This window comes from Amycolatopsis camponoti (genome assembly GCF_902497555.1).
GTDB classification, from domain to species: Bacteria; Actinomycetota; Actinomycetes; order Mycobacteriales; family Pseudonocardiaceae; genus Amycolatopsis; species Amycolatopsis camponoti.
On the sequence record NZ_CABVGP010000001.1, the window covers coordinates 2,672,356 to 2,690,537 of the forward strand.

Consider the following 18,182-nt stretch of genomic DNA (forward strand, 5'->3'; position numbering starts at 1 on the left):
TCGCCCAGGTTGTCCACGAGACAGAAAGCCGGAAACGATTCCGGCGCCCTGGTACGGGCTCACTCCGGCCGGTCACCCTCGCCGCGAGCGGTTTCGCCGACCGGCAGCCAAACCCGCATCGCCGTCGGCCCCCGCTCCGCCCACCGGTGGTACGGCACGAGCTCCAGCTCGAACGCCGCACCCCTCTCGGACGTCCCCGGCGACCCGTAAGGCCACGAACGTTCGCCACCGGCCACCGCACGCGCCCGCGCCAGCACCCGGCCGTCGCGTTCGGTCAAGCCCGCCGGGTGCACCTCCACGTCGTCGAGCCGGATGCCCGGCAGGTCCAGTGACTCCGCGCAGAGCACCAGTGGCCCGCGCTCCACGGCGACGCACCCGCGAACCGCGTCGACGCGCCGGCCGGGCCAGGTGAACCGGGGACGCAGCGGGAGGCGCAGCCGCAGTGCCTCGCCCGCCGTGAACACCCGGTCCACGGTCACCAGGCCGGGTGCGACCGGCCGTTCGCCGCCGTCGTCGAGCACCGCGCCGGACGCCCACGGCGGGACGCGCAGCCGCAGGGCCACCGGATCCCGGGGGGCCGACAGCACGCGGATCGTCACCTCGCCGTCGTCGGGGTACGCCGTGGCGACCTCGATCGCGAACCGGCCGCCCGCCAGGTCCGTGGTGACGCGGGACGGCGCGTACTGGAGCAGCGTCAGGTCACGTTCCCCGGCCGAGGCCAGGTAGGTGTGCCACGACGCGAGCGTGCGGGCCACGTTCGTCGGGCAGCACGACACGTCGAACCACGCCGCGCGGGACCCGCCCTCGGCGCGGGGGCTCACGGTCGCGTCGTCGCCCGGTTTCCCGGGCGCCCGCTGGTGGAGCGGGTTGGCGTAGAAGAACGCCTTCCCGTCGGAGCGCGGGGACGTCGCGATGATGTTGTAGAACGTGCGCTCCATCAGGTCGGCGTACCGGACGTCGCCGGTCGCCAGGTGGAGCCGCCACGACACCATGATCGACGCGACGCCCGCGCAGGTCTCGCAGTACGCGCGGTCCGGCGGCAGTTCCCAGTCCTCGCCGAAACCCTCGTCCTGGTGCCGGGAGCCCATGCCGCCGGTCAGGTACGTGCGCCGCGCGACGGCGTGCTCCCACTGCCGTTCGATCGCGTGGAGCAGCGGTGCGTCGTCCAGCTCGACGGCGACGTCCACCGCGGCCGCGGCGAGGTAGAGCGCGCGCACCGCGTGGCCCCGGAACGTCGTGGCTTCCCGGATCGGGACGTCGTCCTGGAAGTACGCCCGGCCCAGCGGGATGTCGCGCAGGGTCCCGTGGCCGCGCCGGTCGAGGAACCGGCGTGCCTGCTCGACGTACCGGCTTTCGCCCAGTGCCCGGCCGAACTCCGCGAGCCCGGCCTCGATCTCCGGGTGGCCGCAGATCCCGGCGGTCGCGAACACGTCGCAGACGTGGTCGGCGGCGCGGCGGGCGATGTCGACGAGGTCGCCGTCCCCGGCGGTCCGCAGCCGGGCGACCGCGGCCTGCAGCAGGTGGCCGGTGTTGTACAGCTCGTGGCCGTCCTCCAGGTCGCGGTAGCGGGGAGGCCGGCCGGGGTGGCCGAAGCACGTGTTCAGGTAGCCGTCGGCGTCCTGGGCCCGGCCGACGCGGGCGGTGAGCCGGCGGATCGACTCGTCGAGCCCCGGCGCGCCGGATCGGCCGTGCTCCCAGCACATCGCCTCGATCAGCTTGTAGACCTCGGAGTCCGAGAACGGCCACCCGGGCCGCTCCGGGCCGGTCGTGCCGTCGGCGACCCGGTCGAAGTTGGCGAGCCAGCCGAGCTTTTCCATCCACCGTTCGCAGTGCGCGAGGGTTTCGGCCGCGTTCGTCTCCTGCCGCCGCGCCCAGAACCCGCCCGTCAGCGTGACCTCCTTCAGGCCGAGCGGGCGCCGGTCGCCGCGGGAGGGCACGACGGGACGGCCGCCCGCCGGGTCGGTGCCGAGCACGGTGGTCACGCGGGCTCCCAGGGCAGGTCGGCGCCTTCACGGGTGAAGACGGGGATGCGGTCGAGGGGCGCGGCGACGTCGCGGGTCGTCCCGCCGTCGACGGTCTCCCCGGTGGCGGCGTCCACCCACCGGCAGCCGGCCGGCAGGTAGACCGGGCGCGAGCGCCGGCCGGGTCCGGTGATCGGGGCGACGAGGATGTCGGGGCCGAACAGGAACTGGTCGTCGACCTCCCAGGCGATCGGGTCGGCGGGGTGGTCGACGAACAGAGGCCGCATCGGCGGCAGGCCGTCGCGCGCCGCGGCACGCATCTGCTCGTGGATGTAGGGCCGCAGCCGTTCCCGCAGGTGCAGCAGCCCGGAGATGATCTCGTACGCCTCGTCGCCGTAGGACCACACCTCGTTGGGGCCGCCGGTCTGCGCGTACGACGTCGGCGTGCGGGGCTCGCGGTCGCCGTGCAGCCGGAACAGCGGGCAGAACACGCCGTACTGGAACCAGCGGATCATGAGCTCCCGGTAGGCCGGGTCACCGGCGTCGCCGCCGTGGAACCCGCCGATGTCGGTGGTCCACCAAGGGATTCCCGAGAGCGCGACGCCGAGCCCGGCCCGGACCTGCTCCCGCAGCGACTGCCACGTCGCCGGGATGTCGCCGGACCACACCGCGGCGCCGTACTTCTGCGCCCCGGCCCACGCCGAGCGGCACAGCAGCACCGTCGGTTCCCGCCCGGCCGCGGCCATGCCCTCGGCGAACAGGCGGGCGTTGTCCCGCGGATAGATCGTCGCGACCTCGGCGCCCGGCCCGGCGTAGAAGGCCAGGTTCCCCGGCTGGGCCGGGTTGAGCTCGGGTTCGCTGGCGTCGAGCCAGAACACGTCGATGCCCTGGTCCAGGTAGTTGCGCCGGACGACGTCCCAGACGAACTCGCGCGTCTCGGGGTTGGTCGGGTCGTAGAACGCGACCGGCATCGGCACGGCCATGCCCTTGTCCTGGATGGTCTGGTGGAACTCCACGCCCTGGTCGGAACCGACGAGCAGGCCGCGATCCCGGTACTCGGCGAAGTGCTCGCTCAACGGCGAAACGGTCGGCCAGATCGACACCATGAGCTTGACGCCCATCCCGGCCAGCTCCTCGACCATGCCCGGCACGTCCGGCCACTCGGTCTCGTCGAACCGGAAGTCGCCCATCGCCGTCCAGTGGAAGTAGTCGGCGACGATCACCGACATCGGCAGGCCGCGCCGGTGGTGCTCGCGCGCCACGCCGAGCAGCTCCTCCTGGTCGCGGTAGCGCAGCTTGCACTGCCAGAAGCCGCTCGCCCAGTCCGGCAGCTCGGGCGAGTGACCCGTGGCGTCCGCGTACCGCGCCAGGATCCCGGCGGGGCTCGGAGCGGCGGTGAGCCAGTAGTCGATTTCCCGCGCCTGGCCGGCCTGCCAGCGGGTGACGTTCTCGGAGAACTCGACCCGGCCGACCGCCGGGCTGTTCCACAGCAGGCCGTAGCCGCGGCTGGACAGCACGAACGGGATGCACACCTCGGCGTTGCGCTGCACCAGGTCCAGCGACAGGCCCTTGACGTCCAGCCGCCCGTGGGTGCGCTGGCCGAGACCGTACAGCTTTTCGCCCGGGTAGGCCGCGAACTGCTGGTGGATCTCGTACGCGCCGGACCGGTTGCCCTGGAAGACCCGCGCGCCCGGCATCCAGAAGTGTTCGCGGCGCTCCGCCAGCAGCTCCGCCCCGGTGCTGGTGCGCGTGAACGTCAGCAGCGGTTCCGGGTAGGCGGCGGCGGTGTCGAAGCCGACGTCCACGGTCAGCTCGCCGTGGACGAAGACGGCGTGCCGGTCCGAGGTCTTGACGACCGGCGGCTCGGCGGCCGGCGGCCGGTCGAGCGCGCCGTGGCTTTCGGCCGGGATCCGGTGGGGCGCGGCCCGGACGCGGACGCTGTCGTGACCCCACGCCTCGATCGTGAGCACCTCGTGGCGGTGCCGCACCTCGAGAGCCGTGCCGGAAGAACGGAAGAGCACCAAGGGAAGACTCCTAGTCCTTGACCGCGCCGGCGGTGACCCCGCCCGCCACGTACCGTTGGGCGACGATGAGCAGGATCGCGGCGGGCACGGACGCCACCGCGGCCGTCGCCATGATCGAGTTCCACTCGGTCGTGTTGTTGCCGATGTAGCGGTAGATCCCCAGCGTCACCGGGACCATGTCACCGTTGCGGTCCAATGTGGACGCGAAGATGAAGTCCGACCAGGCCCACAGGAACGCGAACAGCGAAACCGTCAGGATCGCGTTGCGGCTGATCGGCAGCACGATCGACGTGAAGGTGCGCCACGTGCCGGCGCCGTCGATCCTGGCCGCTTGCAGCAGCTCGCCCGCGATACCGGACATGAACGTGGTGAACACGAGGACACCGAACGGGACCGCGATCGTCGAGTCGGCGACGATCAGGCCCCACACCGTGTTGAGCCAGCCGAGCCGGACGTAGATCGCGTAGAACCCGATGGCCATCACCACACTGGGGATCATCTGGGCGACCAGCAGCACGAAGTTGAGCGTGCCCTTGCCGCGCACCCGCAGCTTGGCCAGCGCGAACCCCGCCGGCGCCGAGATCACCAGGGTCAGCACGACGCAGCCGAGCCCGACGAACAGGCTCGTGCCCAGCGCCGGGAACTGGTCGCCGACGACGTTCGCGTACCCCCGCAGCGTCGGGTTCTTCGGGTACCAGTGCGGCGGGTCGGCGCGCATGTCCTCGGTCCTGGTGAGCGAGACGTTGACCATCCAGTAGACGGGGAAGAGCATCAGCGCGGCCAGGACGACGCCGAGGGCTGTCTTCCACCAGGTGCGTTGCCGGGTCATGACCGCTCCTGACGCCGTTGCAGGTGGAGGTAGAGGAACCCGAAGACCAGCGCGATCACGATGAGCAGGTTCCCGATCGCCGCCGCGGGCGAGAAGTCCGGCTGGCCGGTGCCGAACGCTTCCCGGTAGGACCAGACGGCGAGGGTCGTCGAGACGTTCCCGGGACCGCCGGTGGTCATGATCCAGATGACGTCCACCACCTTGAGGGTGTAGACGAGGCCGAGCAGCAGGGTGATCGCCGAGACCGGCCGCAGCATCGGCACCGTGACGCGCCAGAACTGCTGCCAGGCGTTCGCGCCGTCCAGCGAGGCCGCTTCGTAGAGGTCTTCGGGGATGTTCTGCAGCCCCGAGTAGAGGATCACCAGGTTGAACGGGATGCCGAGCCAGATGTTCGCGACGAGCACCGAGGTCAGGGCCCAGTCCGGTGACGTCAGCCAGTTGACCTCGCCGATGCCGAACGCCCGCAGCACGGAGTTCACGATGCCGGTGTCGCTGTTGAGCATCCACGACCACGTCGAGCCCGACACGATCAGCGGCAGCAGCCACGGCACCAGGAACAGCGCCCGCAGCAGCCCGGACAGCCGGAAGTTGGCCCGGAAGAACACGGCCAGCGCCAGCCCGATGAGGTACTGCGCGGCGATCGACCCGAAGGTGAACACCACGGTGTTCCGCACCGCGGGCCCGAACGCCGGTGAGCCGAAGAGGGCGGTGTAGTTGTCGAAGCCGACGAACTTCGCGTTGCCCAGCACGAAGGCTCTCGCGTTGTAGGCGTGCACGCTGAGGTCGATGTTCCGGATCAGCGGGTAGGCGTAGAAGACCGCCAGGTAGACCGCCAGTGGCGCGAGGAAGCCGAGCGACGCCCACTGCGCCGGGCGCCGTCCCCGCCGCTTCCCGGTGGCCGGGGCGGGCGCGGACTCCGCCCGCGCCCGCCGTTCGGCCACCGCGGTGTTCGTGTTGGCACGCATGGAATTCCTTCGTCAGCGGACCGCGGCGGACGCGGTCTTCTGCGCTTCGCTCAGCGCGTCCTGCGGGGACTTCGAGCCACTGAGCGCGTTCTGCACGGCGGTCCACAGCGGTTCGGAGATCTTCGGGTACTTGGTGCCGAGGTTGTCACTCGTGCGCCCCTTGGCGTGGCGCACGGCTTCGACCCACTGCTTCAGCTCGGGGTGCTGGGCCAGCAAGGCGTCCTGGCCGGCCTTCGTCGGCGGGACGTAGTAGGCGAACGTGTTCGCCGTCTCGACCATGCCCTGCGGGGTGGTCATGCACTCGACGATCTTCTTCGTGACGGCGTAGCGCGCGTTGTCCTTCTGCACGGGCACGGTGAGGAACTCGCCGCCGGTCGGGGCGGGCGCGACGCCGCCGGTGCGGCCGGGGAGCTGGATGACGCCGGTGGGGAACTTGGCCTTGGCGGCGCTGGTCACCTGCCAGGTGCCGTTGACGGCGAACCCGAAGCCGCCCGTCAGGAACTCCTCCCAGGAGGTGTTCTGGGAGTTGCTGATGACGGAGTTCGGCGCGTACCCGGACTTCAGCCAGCCGGTCCACAGGTCGAGCGCGGCCACCGCCGCCGGCGAGTCGAGCTGCTTGAGGTCGGCCCCGGCGCCCCAGAACCACGGTAGGAACTGGAAGGAGCCCTCCTCCGTGCCGATCCCGGCGAACGTGATGCCCTTGTGCCCGGCGGCCGCCACCTTCTGCAGCGCCGCGGTCAGGCTCGCCCAGTCCTTGACGGACGCGGGATCGACCCCGGCGGCGTCCAGCACGGCCTTGTTGTAGTAGATCGCCAAGGTGTTGGCCCCGATGGGCACGCCGTAGGCCTTGCCGTCGACGACGCCGGCGGCGAGCAGGTTCTGGTCGATCCCGGTGGTGTCGAGGCCGAACTCGTCCATCGAGGTCAGCATGCTGGTGCCGGCGAGCGTCGACACCGCGGGGTTGTCGAGCAGGATCACGTCCGGCGACGTGCCCTCCTGCGCGGCGAGCAGCGCCTGGTTCGTCAGTGCGGTGGTGTCGTAGGCGGTGCGCTTGATGGTGACCCCGGCCTGGCCGCCGCACGAGTCGACGCGCTTGGCCCAGTCCGAGGACGCCTCGTGCTGGGGGTAGGGGTCCCACCACGTGTAGGTGCCGCTCGCGGCGTTGCCGCCACCGCCGTCGCTCGCCGACGAGCACGCGGTCAGGCCGGTGACGCACAGGGCCGCGGCGCCGAGGGCGATCGCGGTGCGAGCGGATTTCGATGAACGCTTCACTGGATTCCTCCTTGAAAACGTGAAGGGCTAGGGACGGAGCGGGGGACGGCCCGTGCTGCCGCGGTCGGCGAACTCGGGGGCGAGGAGCCGCAGGACCGGCGGCTCCTCGCGGGCCTGCGGCGACTCGATCCGCCGCACGAGCTGACGCACGGCCTGCTCGCCCAGCCGGTCCGGCGCGCTTTCGATCGACGAGAAGGGGAGCGAGAAGGTACGGGCGAACTCGTCGGAGTACCGGCCGATCACCGACAGGTCCTCGGGCACGCGCAGCCCGCGGGCGGTCAGCACCGACGGCAGCGCCGCCGCGGCGGCCTCGTTGTTGAGCAGCAGGCCGGTCGCCGCCGGGTGGGCGTCGAGGAGGCCGTGCAGGTCCTGCCTGACCTCGGGCTGGCGGGAGGCGCCGAACACGGCGTGGATCTCGATGCCGCGCTCCCGCGCCTCCCGCAGCGCCGCGTTCTGGAGCCGCCAGACGTAGGCGCCGCCCCGTTCCACCACGTGCTCCGGCTGCGACACCAGGATCAGCTCGCGGTGGCCGTGGGCGTGCATGTGCTCGACCATGAGGCGCCCGGCCGCCTCGAAGTCGAGGTCGAACACGTCCACGCCCGAGCAGTCACCGGGCATCCCCACCAGGGCACCGGGTTGCGGAGCCGACCGCAGGATCGGCACCCGCTCGTCGTCCTGCGCGACGTTGAGCAGGACGACCCCGTCGACCATGCGGGAGCCGGTGATCCGGGTGAGCGCGTGCGCCCCGTCGGTCTCGGTCACCAGCAGCGTGTCGTAGCCCAGCGCGCGCGCCGTGTCCGAGACGCCCAGCATGTACTGCAACATGGCGGGCGCGAACTCGTCCGAGAAGAACTGCGCGAGCAGGCCGACGACCATCGTCTGGGACGTGGCGAGCGCCTTCGCCCCGGCGTTCGGCGTGTAACCGAGCTCCAGGGCCAGCTCCCGCACCCGCCGGCGCACGCCGTCCGAGATCGCGCGCTTGCCGGACAGGGCATAGGACGCCGTGCTGCGCGAGACGCCCGCGGCCTTGGCGATGTCGCCGATGGTGACCAACTTTTCCTCCGGTCCGGGTTCAGCGCGCGGGTGCGCTGAAGGGGGCGATGGTGATCCGGTCCAGCACCGGCGCCCACTGGGAGCGCAGCGCCACGCCGGGGAACGTGTCCGAGGCGTAGGTGGTGCCGTCGAAGTCCGGCAGCTCGCCGGACCGGAACGTGAGGGTGTTCTGACCCGGCCTGAGCTGGACCGGCACGGTGAGCTCCCAGAAGTCGTCCTGGTGGAAGCTGTGCGGGAACAGCACCCGGTGCGCGGCCCCGCCGTTGACGGAGACGTCCGCGTGCCGGGCCACCGGGTCGGGGTTGTAGTGCGTGGCGACCGCCTGCTCGGGGTTCGAGTACCGGATCCGCAGGGCGTAGGTGCCGTCCTTCGCGGCGGTCACCCGGAAGGTGAGCGTGTTGTCGTTGCCCGGTGCGCCACCCACGCCGGTGACGGCCTGGCCGCCGCCGGCGTTCGGCAGGGCGGTGATCTGCGCCGAGCCGCCGCGCTGCGCGGCTTCCGCCTCGTACACCCTGGGCACCAGGGTGCCGTCGGTCCGGCGGACGTCGATCCGGTCGACCACCGACCTGCGCGCCACCCCGGTCAGCGTCACCTTGTCGACACCGCCGGACAGCGACACCGCGACCGCGCCGGTGCCGGCCACCCGCCGCACTTCGCGGCCGTTGACGGCGACGGCCGTGACGCTGCCGGGCGTCCCGCGGACCGTGATCGTCGACTCGGCTTCGGCGGGCGAGTAGACCCAGAAGGTCGCCTGGGCACCCTTGCCGAGCTCGGCGGAGCCGGAGCCGGATCCCGTTCCGTAGACGGCCTTTCCGCCGTCGAGCGTGGCCAGCTCGGCCTCGTACACGGACGTGGCCGCCGCCGGGTTGGGCAGGGACAGCTTGATGCGGTCGACGATCGCGTCGCCCTGGGTCGCCCGGGTGCCGTCGAGGCTGCGAGCGGCGAGCGAGACCACGTGCTTTCCCTTGGTCAGCCGCACCTTCGTGTCGGCGTGGTCCCACACCACCCACTTGTAGCCCAGCGGCAGCAGGATCTCCTGTTCGGCCGCCCCGTCGACGCGGACGAAGACGTTCGTCGGGCCCCGGTCCTGGACCAGGCCGAAGGTGTTGAGGGAGTTGGCGAACACGCTCAGGTCGTAGGTGCCGTCCTGGGGTACGTCGACGGCGAAGCCCAGCACGCCGTCGGAACCGGTCCGCAGGCCGCCGACGTCGTACCCGCCGGAGGTGTAGAACTTCGACACCTCTTGCGGCGAGCCTTCCGGACCGTTCTTCGAGTAGCCGGAGCCGGTGTAGGTCGCGTTCTCGGCCTCGTAGCTCTGGTCGACGAGCTTCGGCGGAGCCGCGGCGGACGGGCTCTTCCCGGCGGGGCTGAGCACGACCTCGTAGGCCGAGGACTCCTTGAGCGAAGGCAGCGAGCCGCCGAAGTCGAACGCGACCTTGCCGTCCTCGACCGGGACGTTCCGCTCGGCGATCAGCTCGGGCCGGTCCGAGTCGCCGATCTGGCCGGTCCAGGGGATCTCGCGGATCCAGGCGTGCACGGTGCGGCCGAGGCCCGGCGGTACCCGGTCGAACCGGACCCAGGCGGGACCGTCGGCGCCGCCGAAGATCGCGCGGGCCTGTGCCTTCGATTCGTCGAGCGTCGCCACGCCCTGCAGGGAGTAGTTGACGCCGGGGAACGGCGGGTCGACGCGCACGGTGTGCCCGCTCATCTCGCCGTAGGCGTTGTACAGCCACCACTGCCCGTTGCCGCGGTTGGCCTGCACGGCCGAGTCGGACAGGTTGCCGTCGATGTTCCAGTACGCGATGTCCGCGTCGATCTTCGAGTCCTCGATCGCCGAGATCCACTGGATCATCTGCCCCGGCACCGAAGTGTGGTAGTTGAACGCGTATTCGTTGACGTTGATCGGCAGCTGCCGGCCGGCGTAGGGCGTTCCGGTGAAGACGTCCTTCTCCCACACGCGGTACTGGGCGACGCTGGAGCGCACCTGTTCCGGGTGGCTCAGCTCGTGCCAGGTCATCACCTGGGGCACCGTCCCGGCTGCCGCGGTGTGCCGCAGGAAGCCCTTGACCTCCGGGTACAGCACGCTCGTGTTGGGACCGGCGATCCGGGCGTCCGGCAGGATCCCCTTGATCAGCCGGTAGGTCTGGTCCCAGGCGGCGAAGTAGGCCGTCGGGTCGGTCCGCCAGCTGACGCCGTCGTAGCTCCATTCGCCGGTGCCGAACATGTTGCCTTCCGGCTCGTTGAACGGCACGAACACGATGTTGTCCTGGTACTTCGGGTCGAGCGTGCGGACCTGCTCGACCTGTTCGGCGATCTTTTCGCGGTACAGCCGCATCTTCTCTTCGGGCGTGCCGCCCGGCCACTGGTACGGGAAGCCGCGGTGGATGTCGGTCATGTAGATGTAGACGTCGCCGTCGCTGCTGTCGGCCAGCGGCTTGACGACCTCGAGCGCGTCGGCACCCGGGTGCTGCGGGCCGTCCTGCGCCTTGGTGGAGATGGTGCGGACGTGCATGCCTTCGATCAGGTTGTTCGTCGGCACGCCGTCGCCGTAGAGCCCGTAGAGGCTGCCGGACGCGCCCCCGTGGAACGCCCCGGTGCCGGTGCCGAGGTCGATCGTCAGCTGCCCGGGGCGGATCACCCGCACGGTCGCGGTGACCGGGATGCCCCCGGCGGAGCCGGTGACGGTGAAGTCGCCGGGAGCGCCGTACGCGGCGGGGTCGACCGCTGGCCACGCGATGGGGACGTCGCGGTCGTAGCCGTCGCTGAACGTGCTGCGCACCGCGGGCGGCAGGGCCGGCGCGGTGCCGACGGCGGTCCGGAGGTCGAACGCCGTCCGGGCCGGGGTCACCGCCGTGGGCGTCCGGCCGCCGGTCAGCTGCGTGACCTGGTCGGCGGTCAGGGCCGCGTCGAACAGCTGGAAGTCGTCGATCGCGCCTTTGAACAGCGGGTCGGCGTAGAAGGATTTGCCGAGGTAGCCCGCGAAAGTCGCCGTGGAGTCGATGATCTGGGCCGCGGTGAGGTTCGTCGGCGTGCTCGCTACGGCGGCGCCGTCGAGGTAGGTGGTCAGCCGGTGCGCGGCGGAGTCGAGGGTCACCGTGACGGTTTTCCACGCCGCGGCGGGCACTGCGCCGTAGCCGGTCACCTGGGCCTCGGCCCCGCCTCCGGCGGTGGTCGCGGCGGTGCGCAGGTTTCCGTCCCCGTTGGACGGTGTGCTGAACAGGTACTTCGTGGTGTCCCGGCCCAGCGCGTAGATCCACTGCCAGGCACCGGCGTTCGTGTTGTCCCACTTCACCCGGGTCGAGACCGTGAGGTCGGGGGCGCCCGAGAGAGCCTGGCGGGGAATCCGGACGTAGGCGCCGTCGGAGGTGGGAGCGCCACCGGGCAGGTTCAGGGCGGTGCCGCCCTCCGCGCCGGTCACCATCGTGGCCGTCGCGCCGTTCACCAGGGTTCCGTCGAGCCCGTGGCCCGACGAGTCGGTCACCACGCCGCTGCCGGTGTCGTCGGTGTCGAACGCGTAGTGCAGCGCGGGAGGGGGTGGGCCGGCGGCGGCCTCCGAGACCGATGTCGAGCCGGCACTCAGCGTCGCGGCCAGGGCGGCCGGGAGGGCGCAGGCCAGCGCCCGCCGTGTCCTCGATAGCACCATCGTTGCTGCTCCTGAGGGTGAGGGACGTCAACGTCGTAGGGGCGAGGATCGGACTCTGCGTGGTCGAACCGGTTCGCCGGTGGTGATCGTCGAACCGGTTCGACGGTCGGGATTAAGCGCCCATTGTGAGCGCTAACACGGACGGATGACAACCCCCGGATCCCGCCGGGGAGAGTTGGCCGGTTCCACGGCCATCGGGTGACCGGCCACCGGTGGCGCGCGCCGCTGCCTGTCGCGGAACCTCCGCGGGGGAGTGGCCGCGACGCCGCGTGGATCCGTGCGGTTGCCCCGCGAGACGACGTTTCGCCGAGGGGCGAAATGTTTCCGGGTCGGTTGACGCTGTTCGCGCGCCGCTGGCAAGTTCGATTCCACGAGGGTGCCGTCACCCGGCCGGGGGATGCCGAGGTGGCGATCCGGCACTCTCGCAACTGGGGAGCAGTACCGGGGGAATCCGTGACGGGCGACGACATTTTCTGAGCAGCCGGGGGAATTCGGCCGAGGTGGTTCGCCCGTACCACATCTTCGTGCTGTTTCTCCGACCTGGCTGCGGCCATTTTCCTTTTGTCGCACGAGAAGCCGAGAGAAAGCGTTGTCTTCATGAAATTGAGAACCAGGGTGTTCGCTGTCCTCATGTTCGCGTTGTCGGTGGTGCTGGCGGGTGTCACGCCGGCGCCGGCGGCCCCGGCCCAGACTGTGGAGCTGGCGGCGCCGGCCGGCAGTGGTCTTCCGCCGTATGTCGCGGTGATCAAGCCGGTGTCGGCTGAGCGGCTGGGGTCGAGCTGGCATGAGGGGTGCCCGGTCGGTCCGGATCAGTTGCGGTTGGTGAGCTTGCCGTTCGTGGGGTTCGACGGTGGGGTGCACCGGGGTGAGCTGGTCGTGAACGCCGATCGTGCGGTCGAGGTGGCGCGGGTGTTCGCGGATCTGTATTTCGGGCGGTTCCCGATCGAGCGGATGGAGACGGTGGAGAAGTACGACTCCGACGATGATGCGTCGATGGCGGCGAACAACACGTCGGCGTTCAACTGCCGGGCGATCACGGGGGGTACGGCGTGGTCGAATCACTCGTATGGGCGGGCGATCGACGTGGACACGGTGCAGAATCCGTACATTTCCGGTAGTGGTGCGGTGTATCCGCCCAATGGTGCGCCGTATGTCGATCGGTCGCAGGCGTTGCCGGGGATGATCCACGCGGGTGATGTGGCGGAGCGGGCGTTCACGACGCGGGGTTGGACGTGGGGTGGGTCTTGGGACACCCCGATCGATTACCAGCACTTCGAGAAGCCCTGACACCGGCCCGGCTCGCGGCAGACCCACGCCGCGGGCCGGGCGGTCGGACTTCGCGTGAGCCGGCCGCGTCGAGCAGCGCCGAGCGGGCGCACCACGGCAACTCACGGTCCCGAACCACTCAGGCCGTGGAGGACGAGGTTCCTGACGGTGTCGGCGACCGTGCCGTCGTCGGTGGGCAGGGCGTGGTTGAGGCCGGCGAGCATGGCGCCCACCGCGGCCGCCACCAGTTCGGGGTCGCCGGGCAGTGGTTCGCCGCGGTCACGCCGGTGCTCCAGCTGCCGCCGCAGCGGGGTCGTCCAGCTGGTCAGCTCGGTGCGGAACCGGCCGGAGGCCGGGGCCGCGGCGATCGCGGACTGCAGCAGGGCGATGGCGGTCGGGCGGTGGGTGCGCAGCGCGGTCCAGCAGGCCGTGACGTACTCGCCGATCGGGTCGTCGCCGGCCGCGCGCGCGGCCGGTTCGCCGAGTTCGCCGCGCAGCACCGCGAGGAGCTGCTCCTTGTCGGTGAAGTGGGTGTAGAAGGAGCCCACGGCGCGCCCGGCCGCGGCGGCGATGTCGGTGATCTTGGTGTCGAGGTAGCCGCGTTCGGCGAACAGGCGTTTCGCCGCGGCCAGCAGGTCCGTCCGCGTCCGGCTCGCGAGTGCGTCCCGCCGGCCCATCAGGCGGGGACGTGGGGGAGCAGGTGGGCCGCGGAGTCCCGGAGCTGCGCACGGACGGTCCCGAGGTCGACGTCGAGGAGAGCGTGGTCGCGTTTGCGCCACCGGCCGGCGATCATGACCGCTTCGACGTCACCGGCCGCCGCGTACAGCGCGGCCGCGACCGGATTCGGTCCGGAGCTGTCGAGGACGACGAGGTCGGCCCGCATCCCCGCTTCCAGCCGGCCGACGCGGTCGGCGAGACCGAGCGCTCGAGCGCCTTCGACCGTCGCCCAGCCCAGTGCCTGCTTGGCGGTGACGGTCGCGGTGAGGGCGAACGAGCCGGTGTCCCGCCGGTGGTCCTCGTGGTCGCGGCCGCGCTGGTGCGCCAGCGCGATCCGGGCGGCGGACAGCACGTCGGCCGGTGTGACGGCGTCGGTGTCGGTGCCCAGCGACGGTGCGGCGCCGAGCCGGAGCAGGTCCCCGGTGACGGGGCAGCCGTGGCCTTGGCCGAGCTCGTTTTCGGGCGTGGACGTGATGCTCGCGCCCGCGTCGACCAGGATCTCGAGCCACTGCCCGGTGAGCCCGGCACCGTGCACGACGTTGGTGGCGGGACCCAGCAGCCCGGCGGCCCGCACCGCCGCCCACGCGGGCCCGGGCGCACCGCCGCTCTGGTGCATCGACACCACGAGCCCGCGCTCGGCGGCGGCGCGGAAGTCGGCGACCGCGGCGTCCGGAGTGGACAGTTGCGGGCCGCGGATCGCCATGCCGATGCCGAGCAGCGGGCCGTCGGGCAGCCGGTCGACCTCACCGACCGGGTGCGCCGCGTCGGCCGCGGAGTACGGGGTGCCGTGCAGGAACACCCCGCGGACGCCCGACGCACGGAGGCCGTCGAGCGCGGCGTCGGTGTGCTCCGGGGTGGGGGTGTTGTGGCACCAGTCGCCCACGGTGGTGGTGCCGCGGTCCAGCTGGCTCAGCGCGCCGGCGAGCGTCCCGATCCGCATGTCCTCGGGGCGGTAGTGCCGGGCCACGGCGCCGTGCATCCGGCCGAGGTAGTCGGCCAGCGTCCAGTCGGCGCCGGTGCCGCGCAGGGCGGTCTGCCACGTGTGCAGGTGGGCGTTCACCAGACCGGGCATGATGATCCGGCCGGTGACGTCGACGATCTCCGCGCCGGTCGCGTCGAGTCCGTCGCCGACTGCGGCGATGCTGTCGCCGTCGATGAGGACGTCGGCGGCTTCGGCGTCGGGCCGGTGCGGCGCCATGGTGATGACGTGCGCGCCGTGCAGCAGGATGCGGCTCATCCGGCCACCGCCGGCGTCATCGCCCGGGCGGCGGCGCGGGTCGATCCGAGGAAGTCCCGGGTGGCGATGTGCCCGAGGTAGCCGTCCGGCCGGATGAGCAGCAGGGTGTCGCCTTCGATCCCGTAGACCCGGCGGAAGCCGTGCCCGGGATCGGTGGGCGCGTCGACGGCGACGCGGCGCAGCTGTGCCCCGGCCGCCGGCCAGTCGAGCTCCTTGCTCGCCGCGGCGGCTTCCGGGCCGTAGGCGACCACGGTGAAGTGCGGACCCCGGCAGATGTCGAACAGGCGCACCGCCGTGCCGTCCGGGGCGAGCAGCCCGGCGTCGGGGGCGCGGTCGCCGATCCGCAGCGTCGTCGTGTGGTCGCCGTCGCCGGGCGCGAGCGGGCCGCCGCGATACGTCAGCGACAGCTGTTGTTCGTCCTTGCCGCGGCGCAGGCTCGACGGGTCGAGCTTCGCGAGGCCCTCGTACTTCGCGGTGGACAGGCCGAGCACGCCCGCGGCGATCGGCAGGCGTTCGGCTTCGTAGCTGTCGAGCAGCCGCGGGTCGGCTCCGGCGAGGACCTGGGCGAGTTTCCAGCCGAGGTTGTAGGCGTCCTGGATGCCGGTGTTGAGGCCCTGCGCGCCGGCCGGCGTGTGGACGTGCGCGGCGTCGCCGGCGAGGAAGACCCGCCCGCCGCGGTAGGCCTCCGCCAGGCGGATGTTGGGCCGGAACACCGACCGCCACCGGATGTCGCGCACGGCGAGGCGCCGGTTCCGGGTGTGGGCCCGGATCCGCCGGGTGATCGCTTCCTCGCCCTCGGGCTGCTCCTCGTCGGGAGCCAGCCGGATCATCCACTGGAACAGGTCGGTGTCCGGCAGCGGGCAGGCACCGGCGAACCGGCCTTTCACGCCCGGCCAGACGTGCCAGCGGGTGCGCGACAGGCCGTCGGTGACGGCGTCGACGATGAGCATCCGGTCCTGGTCGTGGGTCTCGCCGAGGAAGCCCAGGCCGAGGTGCTTGCGGACGGCACTCGACCCGCCCTCGGCGCCGACGAGGTAGCGGGCGGTGATCCGTCCGGGGCCGTCGTCGCCGAGCACGGTGGCGGTGACCGACGTGCCGTCCTGGTCGAACCCGGTGAGTTCCCGGCCGTACTCGACCCGCCCGCCCAGCTGCTCGAGCCGGTCGTGCAGCACGGAGTCGGTGCGGTACTGGGGCATCAGCCGGGTGTTCGGGTACGGGATGTCGGCGCTGCGTTCGCGGTTGCGGAACATGCGCCACGGAACGGTGACCGGACCCAGGTGGATGCCCAGGCGGGGGTAGTCGCTGCTGCCGGCGAGGACGTCGTCGAGCGCGCCGAGGTCGTCGAAGACCTCCAGGGTGCGCGGCTGGATGCCCTTGGCGCGGGAGCCGTCGAAGGAGTGCGGGGCCCGGTCGATGATCCGGACGGCCAGGCCGCGGCGGAGGAGGTCGATCGCCAGGGTGGTGCCGGTCGGGCCGGCCCCGGCGATCAGGACGTCGAGGGGTTCGTTCATGGTTCGAGCCGATCCGGGTGGGAGACGGCGAACGACGCGAGCAGGTCGCCGACGTCGTCCGGCCGTTCGAAGGGGGCCATGTGGCCGCAGTGGCCGATGACGTGGGTCTGCCGCGGGCGCAGCAGCCCGGCGACGGTGTCGAGGTGGGTGATGGGGGTGACCTGGTCGTCGTCGCCCCACACCAGGAGGGTCGGGACGCCGAGCGTGCCTGTCCGCTCGAACAGTTCCTGGCGTTCGTGGAGCGGAAAGTCCTGCAGGGTCTGGAAGAACGCGTGGAGGGAGCCTTCGTGTCGGTAGGCGTCCCGCACCATCGCGACCAGCTCCGCGGACAGCTCGGGGTCGCGGACGTTGTGCCCGAGGTGCTCCTCCAGCAGCTTGCGGCCGAAGCGCCGGGCGACGAATCCGGCGACGAAGTCGTTGCGCAGCACCCGTTGTGGCAGCGGACGTCGGCCCAGTCCGGCCGGGCCGGCGACGGTGAGCGTGGCGACCGCTTCGGGGTACCGGTCGGTGTAGGCCATCGCGACCAGTGCGCCCATCGACGTGCCGACGACGTGCCGCGGCGATGTGAGGTCCAGCGCCGCGGTCAGCTCGGCCAGCTGCCGGACGAACAACGCTTCGTCGTAGCGGCCCCGGACGCGGTCGGAGTAGCCGCGGCCGTAAGCGCTGCAGGTCAGGGTGCGCAGGCCGCGGGCGTGCAGCCGGGCGACGAGACCGTCCCAATAGGACAGCGGGATCGTGATGCCGCCGACCAGTACGGCGAGTTCACCGTTCTCGGGGCCGGTCAGCTCGTAGTGCGTCACGCCGTCGGACAGCGAGACGAAGCTGCCGCGCAGGTCCCGTCGCGTGGTCGCGTCGAGCCGGCGGTCCTCGTCGGACGCGACGAAGTACTTCATCGCAGGAACTCCGTGATCGCCGCGGCCACCCAGTCCGGGTCTTCTTCCGGGAGCAGGTGCCCGCCGTCGGCGTGGACGCGCTCCCGGGCGCCGGGGATGTCGCGGGCGAAGTGCTGCCCGTCGACGTCGGCGCTCCGGAGAACCAGCGTGGGAACCGCGATCCGCGGGATTTCGGCGCTGCGGTCCGGTTGGTCGGTAGTGGCGAAATCGATGAACGCCGAGCGGTTACCCGGGCGGCTCGTCAGGGCGTGCACCCGCTCGACCATGGCGTCGTCGACGATCGCCGAGTTCGCCCCGACGGCCTCCCGCAGCCCGCGTTCGGTCGCGCCGCGCGGCAGCCAGCGTCGCAGCAGGGGGCGCAGCAACGGGTTCCGGGCCAGCCGCAGCCCGGCGGGCAGGGTCTTCGCCGGGTAGCCGGTGGCGTTGACCAGCACCAGCCGGTCGACCCGGTCCGGGGCGTCGAGTGCGAGGTTCCACGCGATGTTGCCGCCCAGCGAGTTCCCCGCCACGGCGAAGCGCGGCAGCCCCAGGGCGGTCATGAAGCGCGCGACCGTCCCGGCGTAGGTCCGGACCCGGTAGTCGCGGTCGGGCCGGGGTCCCGTCCGCCCGAATCCGGGCAGGTCCGGGCGGATGACGTCGTGGGACGCCGACAACGGCGCCGCCACCCGTTCGAAGCCCTCCAAGGACGACCCGCTGCCGTGCAGCAGCACCACCGCAGGCCCCTGACCTGCGCGGACGTAGTGAATCCGCAGGCCGTCGACCGAGACTGACTGAGTGCTCTTCATAATGGCAACAGTGTTGCCGTTATTGC

At 71.7% G+C, this 18,182-nt stretch carries 13 protein-coding genes; 1 reads left to right on the top strand and 12 read right to left on the bottom strand.

Annotation, left to right across the window (positions count from 1 at the left end):
- Positions 1 to 59: 59 nt before the first annotated feature.
- Genes AA23TX_RS12725 through AA23TX_RS12755 form a run of 7 tightly spaced genes read right to left on the bottom strand, consistent with a single transcriptional unit; the run spans position 60 to position 11,747 of the window.
- A complete protein-coding gene (locus AA23TX_RS12725) occupies positions 60 to 1,982 on the bottom strand; it encodes a glycoside hydrolase family 127 protein (protein ID WP_230862458.1) in 1,923 nt (640 codons plus the stop codon).
- Positions 1,979 to 3,982: a glycoside hydrolase family 31 protein gene (locus tag AA23TX_RS12730; RefSeq protein WP_439328766.1), complete on the bottom strand. Its 2,004-nt coding sequence runs from the start codon at positions 3,980 to 3,982 to the stop codon at positions 1,979 to 1,981. Before AA23TX_RS12730 ends, AA23TX_RS12725 begins: the two co-directional genes overlap by 4 nt.
- Positions 3,983 to 3,995: 13 nt before the next feature.
- Positions 3,996 to 4,814 (bottom strand): carbohydrate ABC transporter permease, encoded by an 819-nt coding sequence (locus AA23TX_RS12735; RefSeq protein WP_155542733.1) that lies wholly within the window; start codon positions 4,812 to 4,814, stop codon positions 3,996 to 3,998.
- Complete coding sequence (locus AA23TX_RS12740; protein WP_155542734.1) at positions 4,811 to 5,779, bottom strand: carbohydrate ABC transporter permease; 969 nt, start codon at positions 5,777 to 5,779, stop codon at positions 4,811 to 4,813. Before AA23TX_RS12740 ends, AA23TX_RS12735 begins: the two co-directional genes overlap by 4 nt.
- A gap of 12 nt (positions 5,780 to 5,791) precedes the next feature.
- The gene (locus AA23TX_RS12745) at positions 5,792 to 7,051 is read right to left on the bottom strand and encodes a sugar ABC transporter substrate-binding protein (protein WP_196425298.1); all 1,260 of its coding nucleotides are present in this window, start codon (positions 7,049 to 7,051) and stop codon (positions 5,792 to 5,794) included.
- 27 nt (positions 7,052 to 7,078) lie between these two features.
- The gene (locus AA23TX_RS12750; RefSeq protein ID WP_155542735.1) at positions 7,079 to 8,104 is read right to left on the bottom strand and encodes a LacI family DNA-binding transcriptional regulator; all 1,026 of its coding nucleotides are present in this window, start codon (positions 8,102 to 8,104) and stop codon (positions 7,079 to 7,081) included.
- Between the two features lie 19 nt (positions 8,105 to 8,123).
- Positions 8,124 to 11,747: a LamG-like jellyroll fold domain-containing protein gene (locus AA23TX_RS12755; RefSeq protein WP_155542736.1), complete on the bottom strand. Its 3,624-nt coding sequence runs from the start codon at positions 11,745 to 11,747 to the stop codon at positions 8,124 to 8,126.
- Between the two features lie 597 nt (positions 11,748 to 12,344).
- Here AA23TX_RS12755 and AA23TX_RS12760 point away from each other — a divergent pair.
- Positions 12,345 to 13,034, top strand: coding sequence for a M15 family metallopeptidase (locus AA23TX_RS12760; protein WP_155542737.1), 690 nt, complete (start codon positions 12,345 to 12,347; stop codon positions 13,032 to 13,034).
- Between the two features lie 101 nt (positions 13,035 to 13,135).
- Here AA23TX_RS12760 and AA23TX_RS12765 read toward each other — a convergent pair whose 3' ends face one another.
- The 5 genes from AA23TX_RS12765 to AA23TX_RS12785 are packed head-to-tail and all read right to left on the bottom strand — an operon-like array spanning position 13,136 to position 18,156.
- Positions 13,136 to 13,690 (bottom strand): TetR/AcrR family transcriptional regulator, encoded by a 555-nt coding sequence (locus AA23TX_RS12765; protein WP_155542738.1) that lies wholly within the window; start codon positions 13,688 to 13,690, stop codon positions 13,136 to 13,138.
- The gene (locus AA23TX_RS12770; RefSeq protein ID WP_155542739.1) at positions 13,690 to 14,967 is read right to left on the bottom strand and encodes an amidohydrolase family protein; all 1,278 of its coding nucleotides are present in this window, start codon (positions 14,965 to 14,967) and stop codon (positions 13,690 to 13,692) included. The genes AA23TX_RS12765 and AA23TX_RS12770 overlap by 1 nt, the downstream gene beginning before the upstream one ends.
- Positions 14,964 to 16,478 carry an FAD-dependent oxidoreductase gene (locus AA23TX_RS12775; RefSeq protein ID WP_155542740.1) on the bottom strand — a complete coding sequence of 505 codons (1,515 nt, stop codon included), beginning with the start codon at positions 16,476 to 16,478 and terminating at the stop codon, positions 14,964 to 14,966. The genes AA23TX_RS12770 and AA23TX_RS12775 overlap by 4 nt, the downstream gene beginning before the upstream one ends.
- Positions 16,475 to 17,371, bottom strand: coding sequence for an alpha/beta fold hydrolase (locus AA23TX_RS12780; protein ID WP_155542741.1), 897 nt, complete (start codon positions 17,369 to 17,371; stop codon positions 16,475 to 16,477). The genes AA23TX_RS12775 and AA23TX_RS12780 overlap by 4 nt, the downstream gene beginning before the upstream one ends.
- Positions 17,368 to 18,156 carry an alpha/beta fold hydrolase gene (locus AA23TX_RS12785; RefSeq protein WP_155542742.1) on the bottom strand — a complete coding sequence of 263 codons (789 nt, stop codon included), beginning with the start codon at positions 18,154 to 18,156 and terminating at the stop codon, positions 17,368 to 17,370. The genes AA23TX_RS12780 and AA23TX_RS12785 overlap by 4 nt, the downstream gene beginning before the upstream one ends.
- Positions 18,157 to 18,182 lie beyond the last annotated feature (26 nt).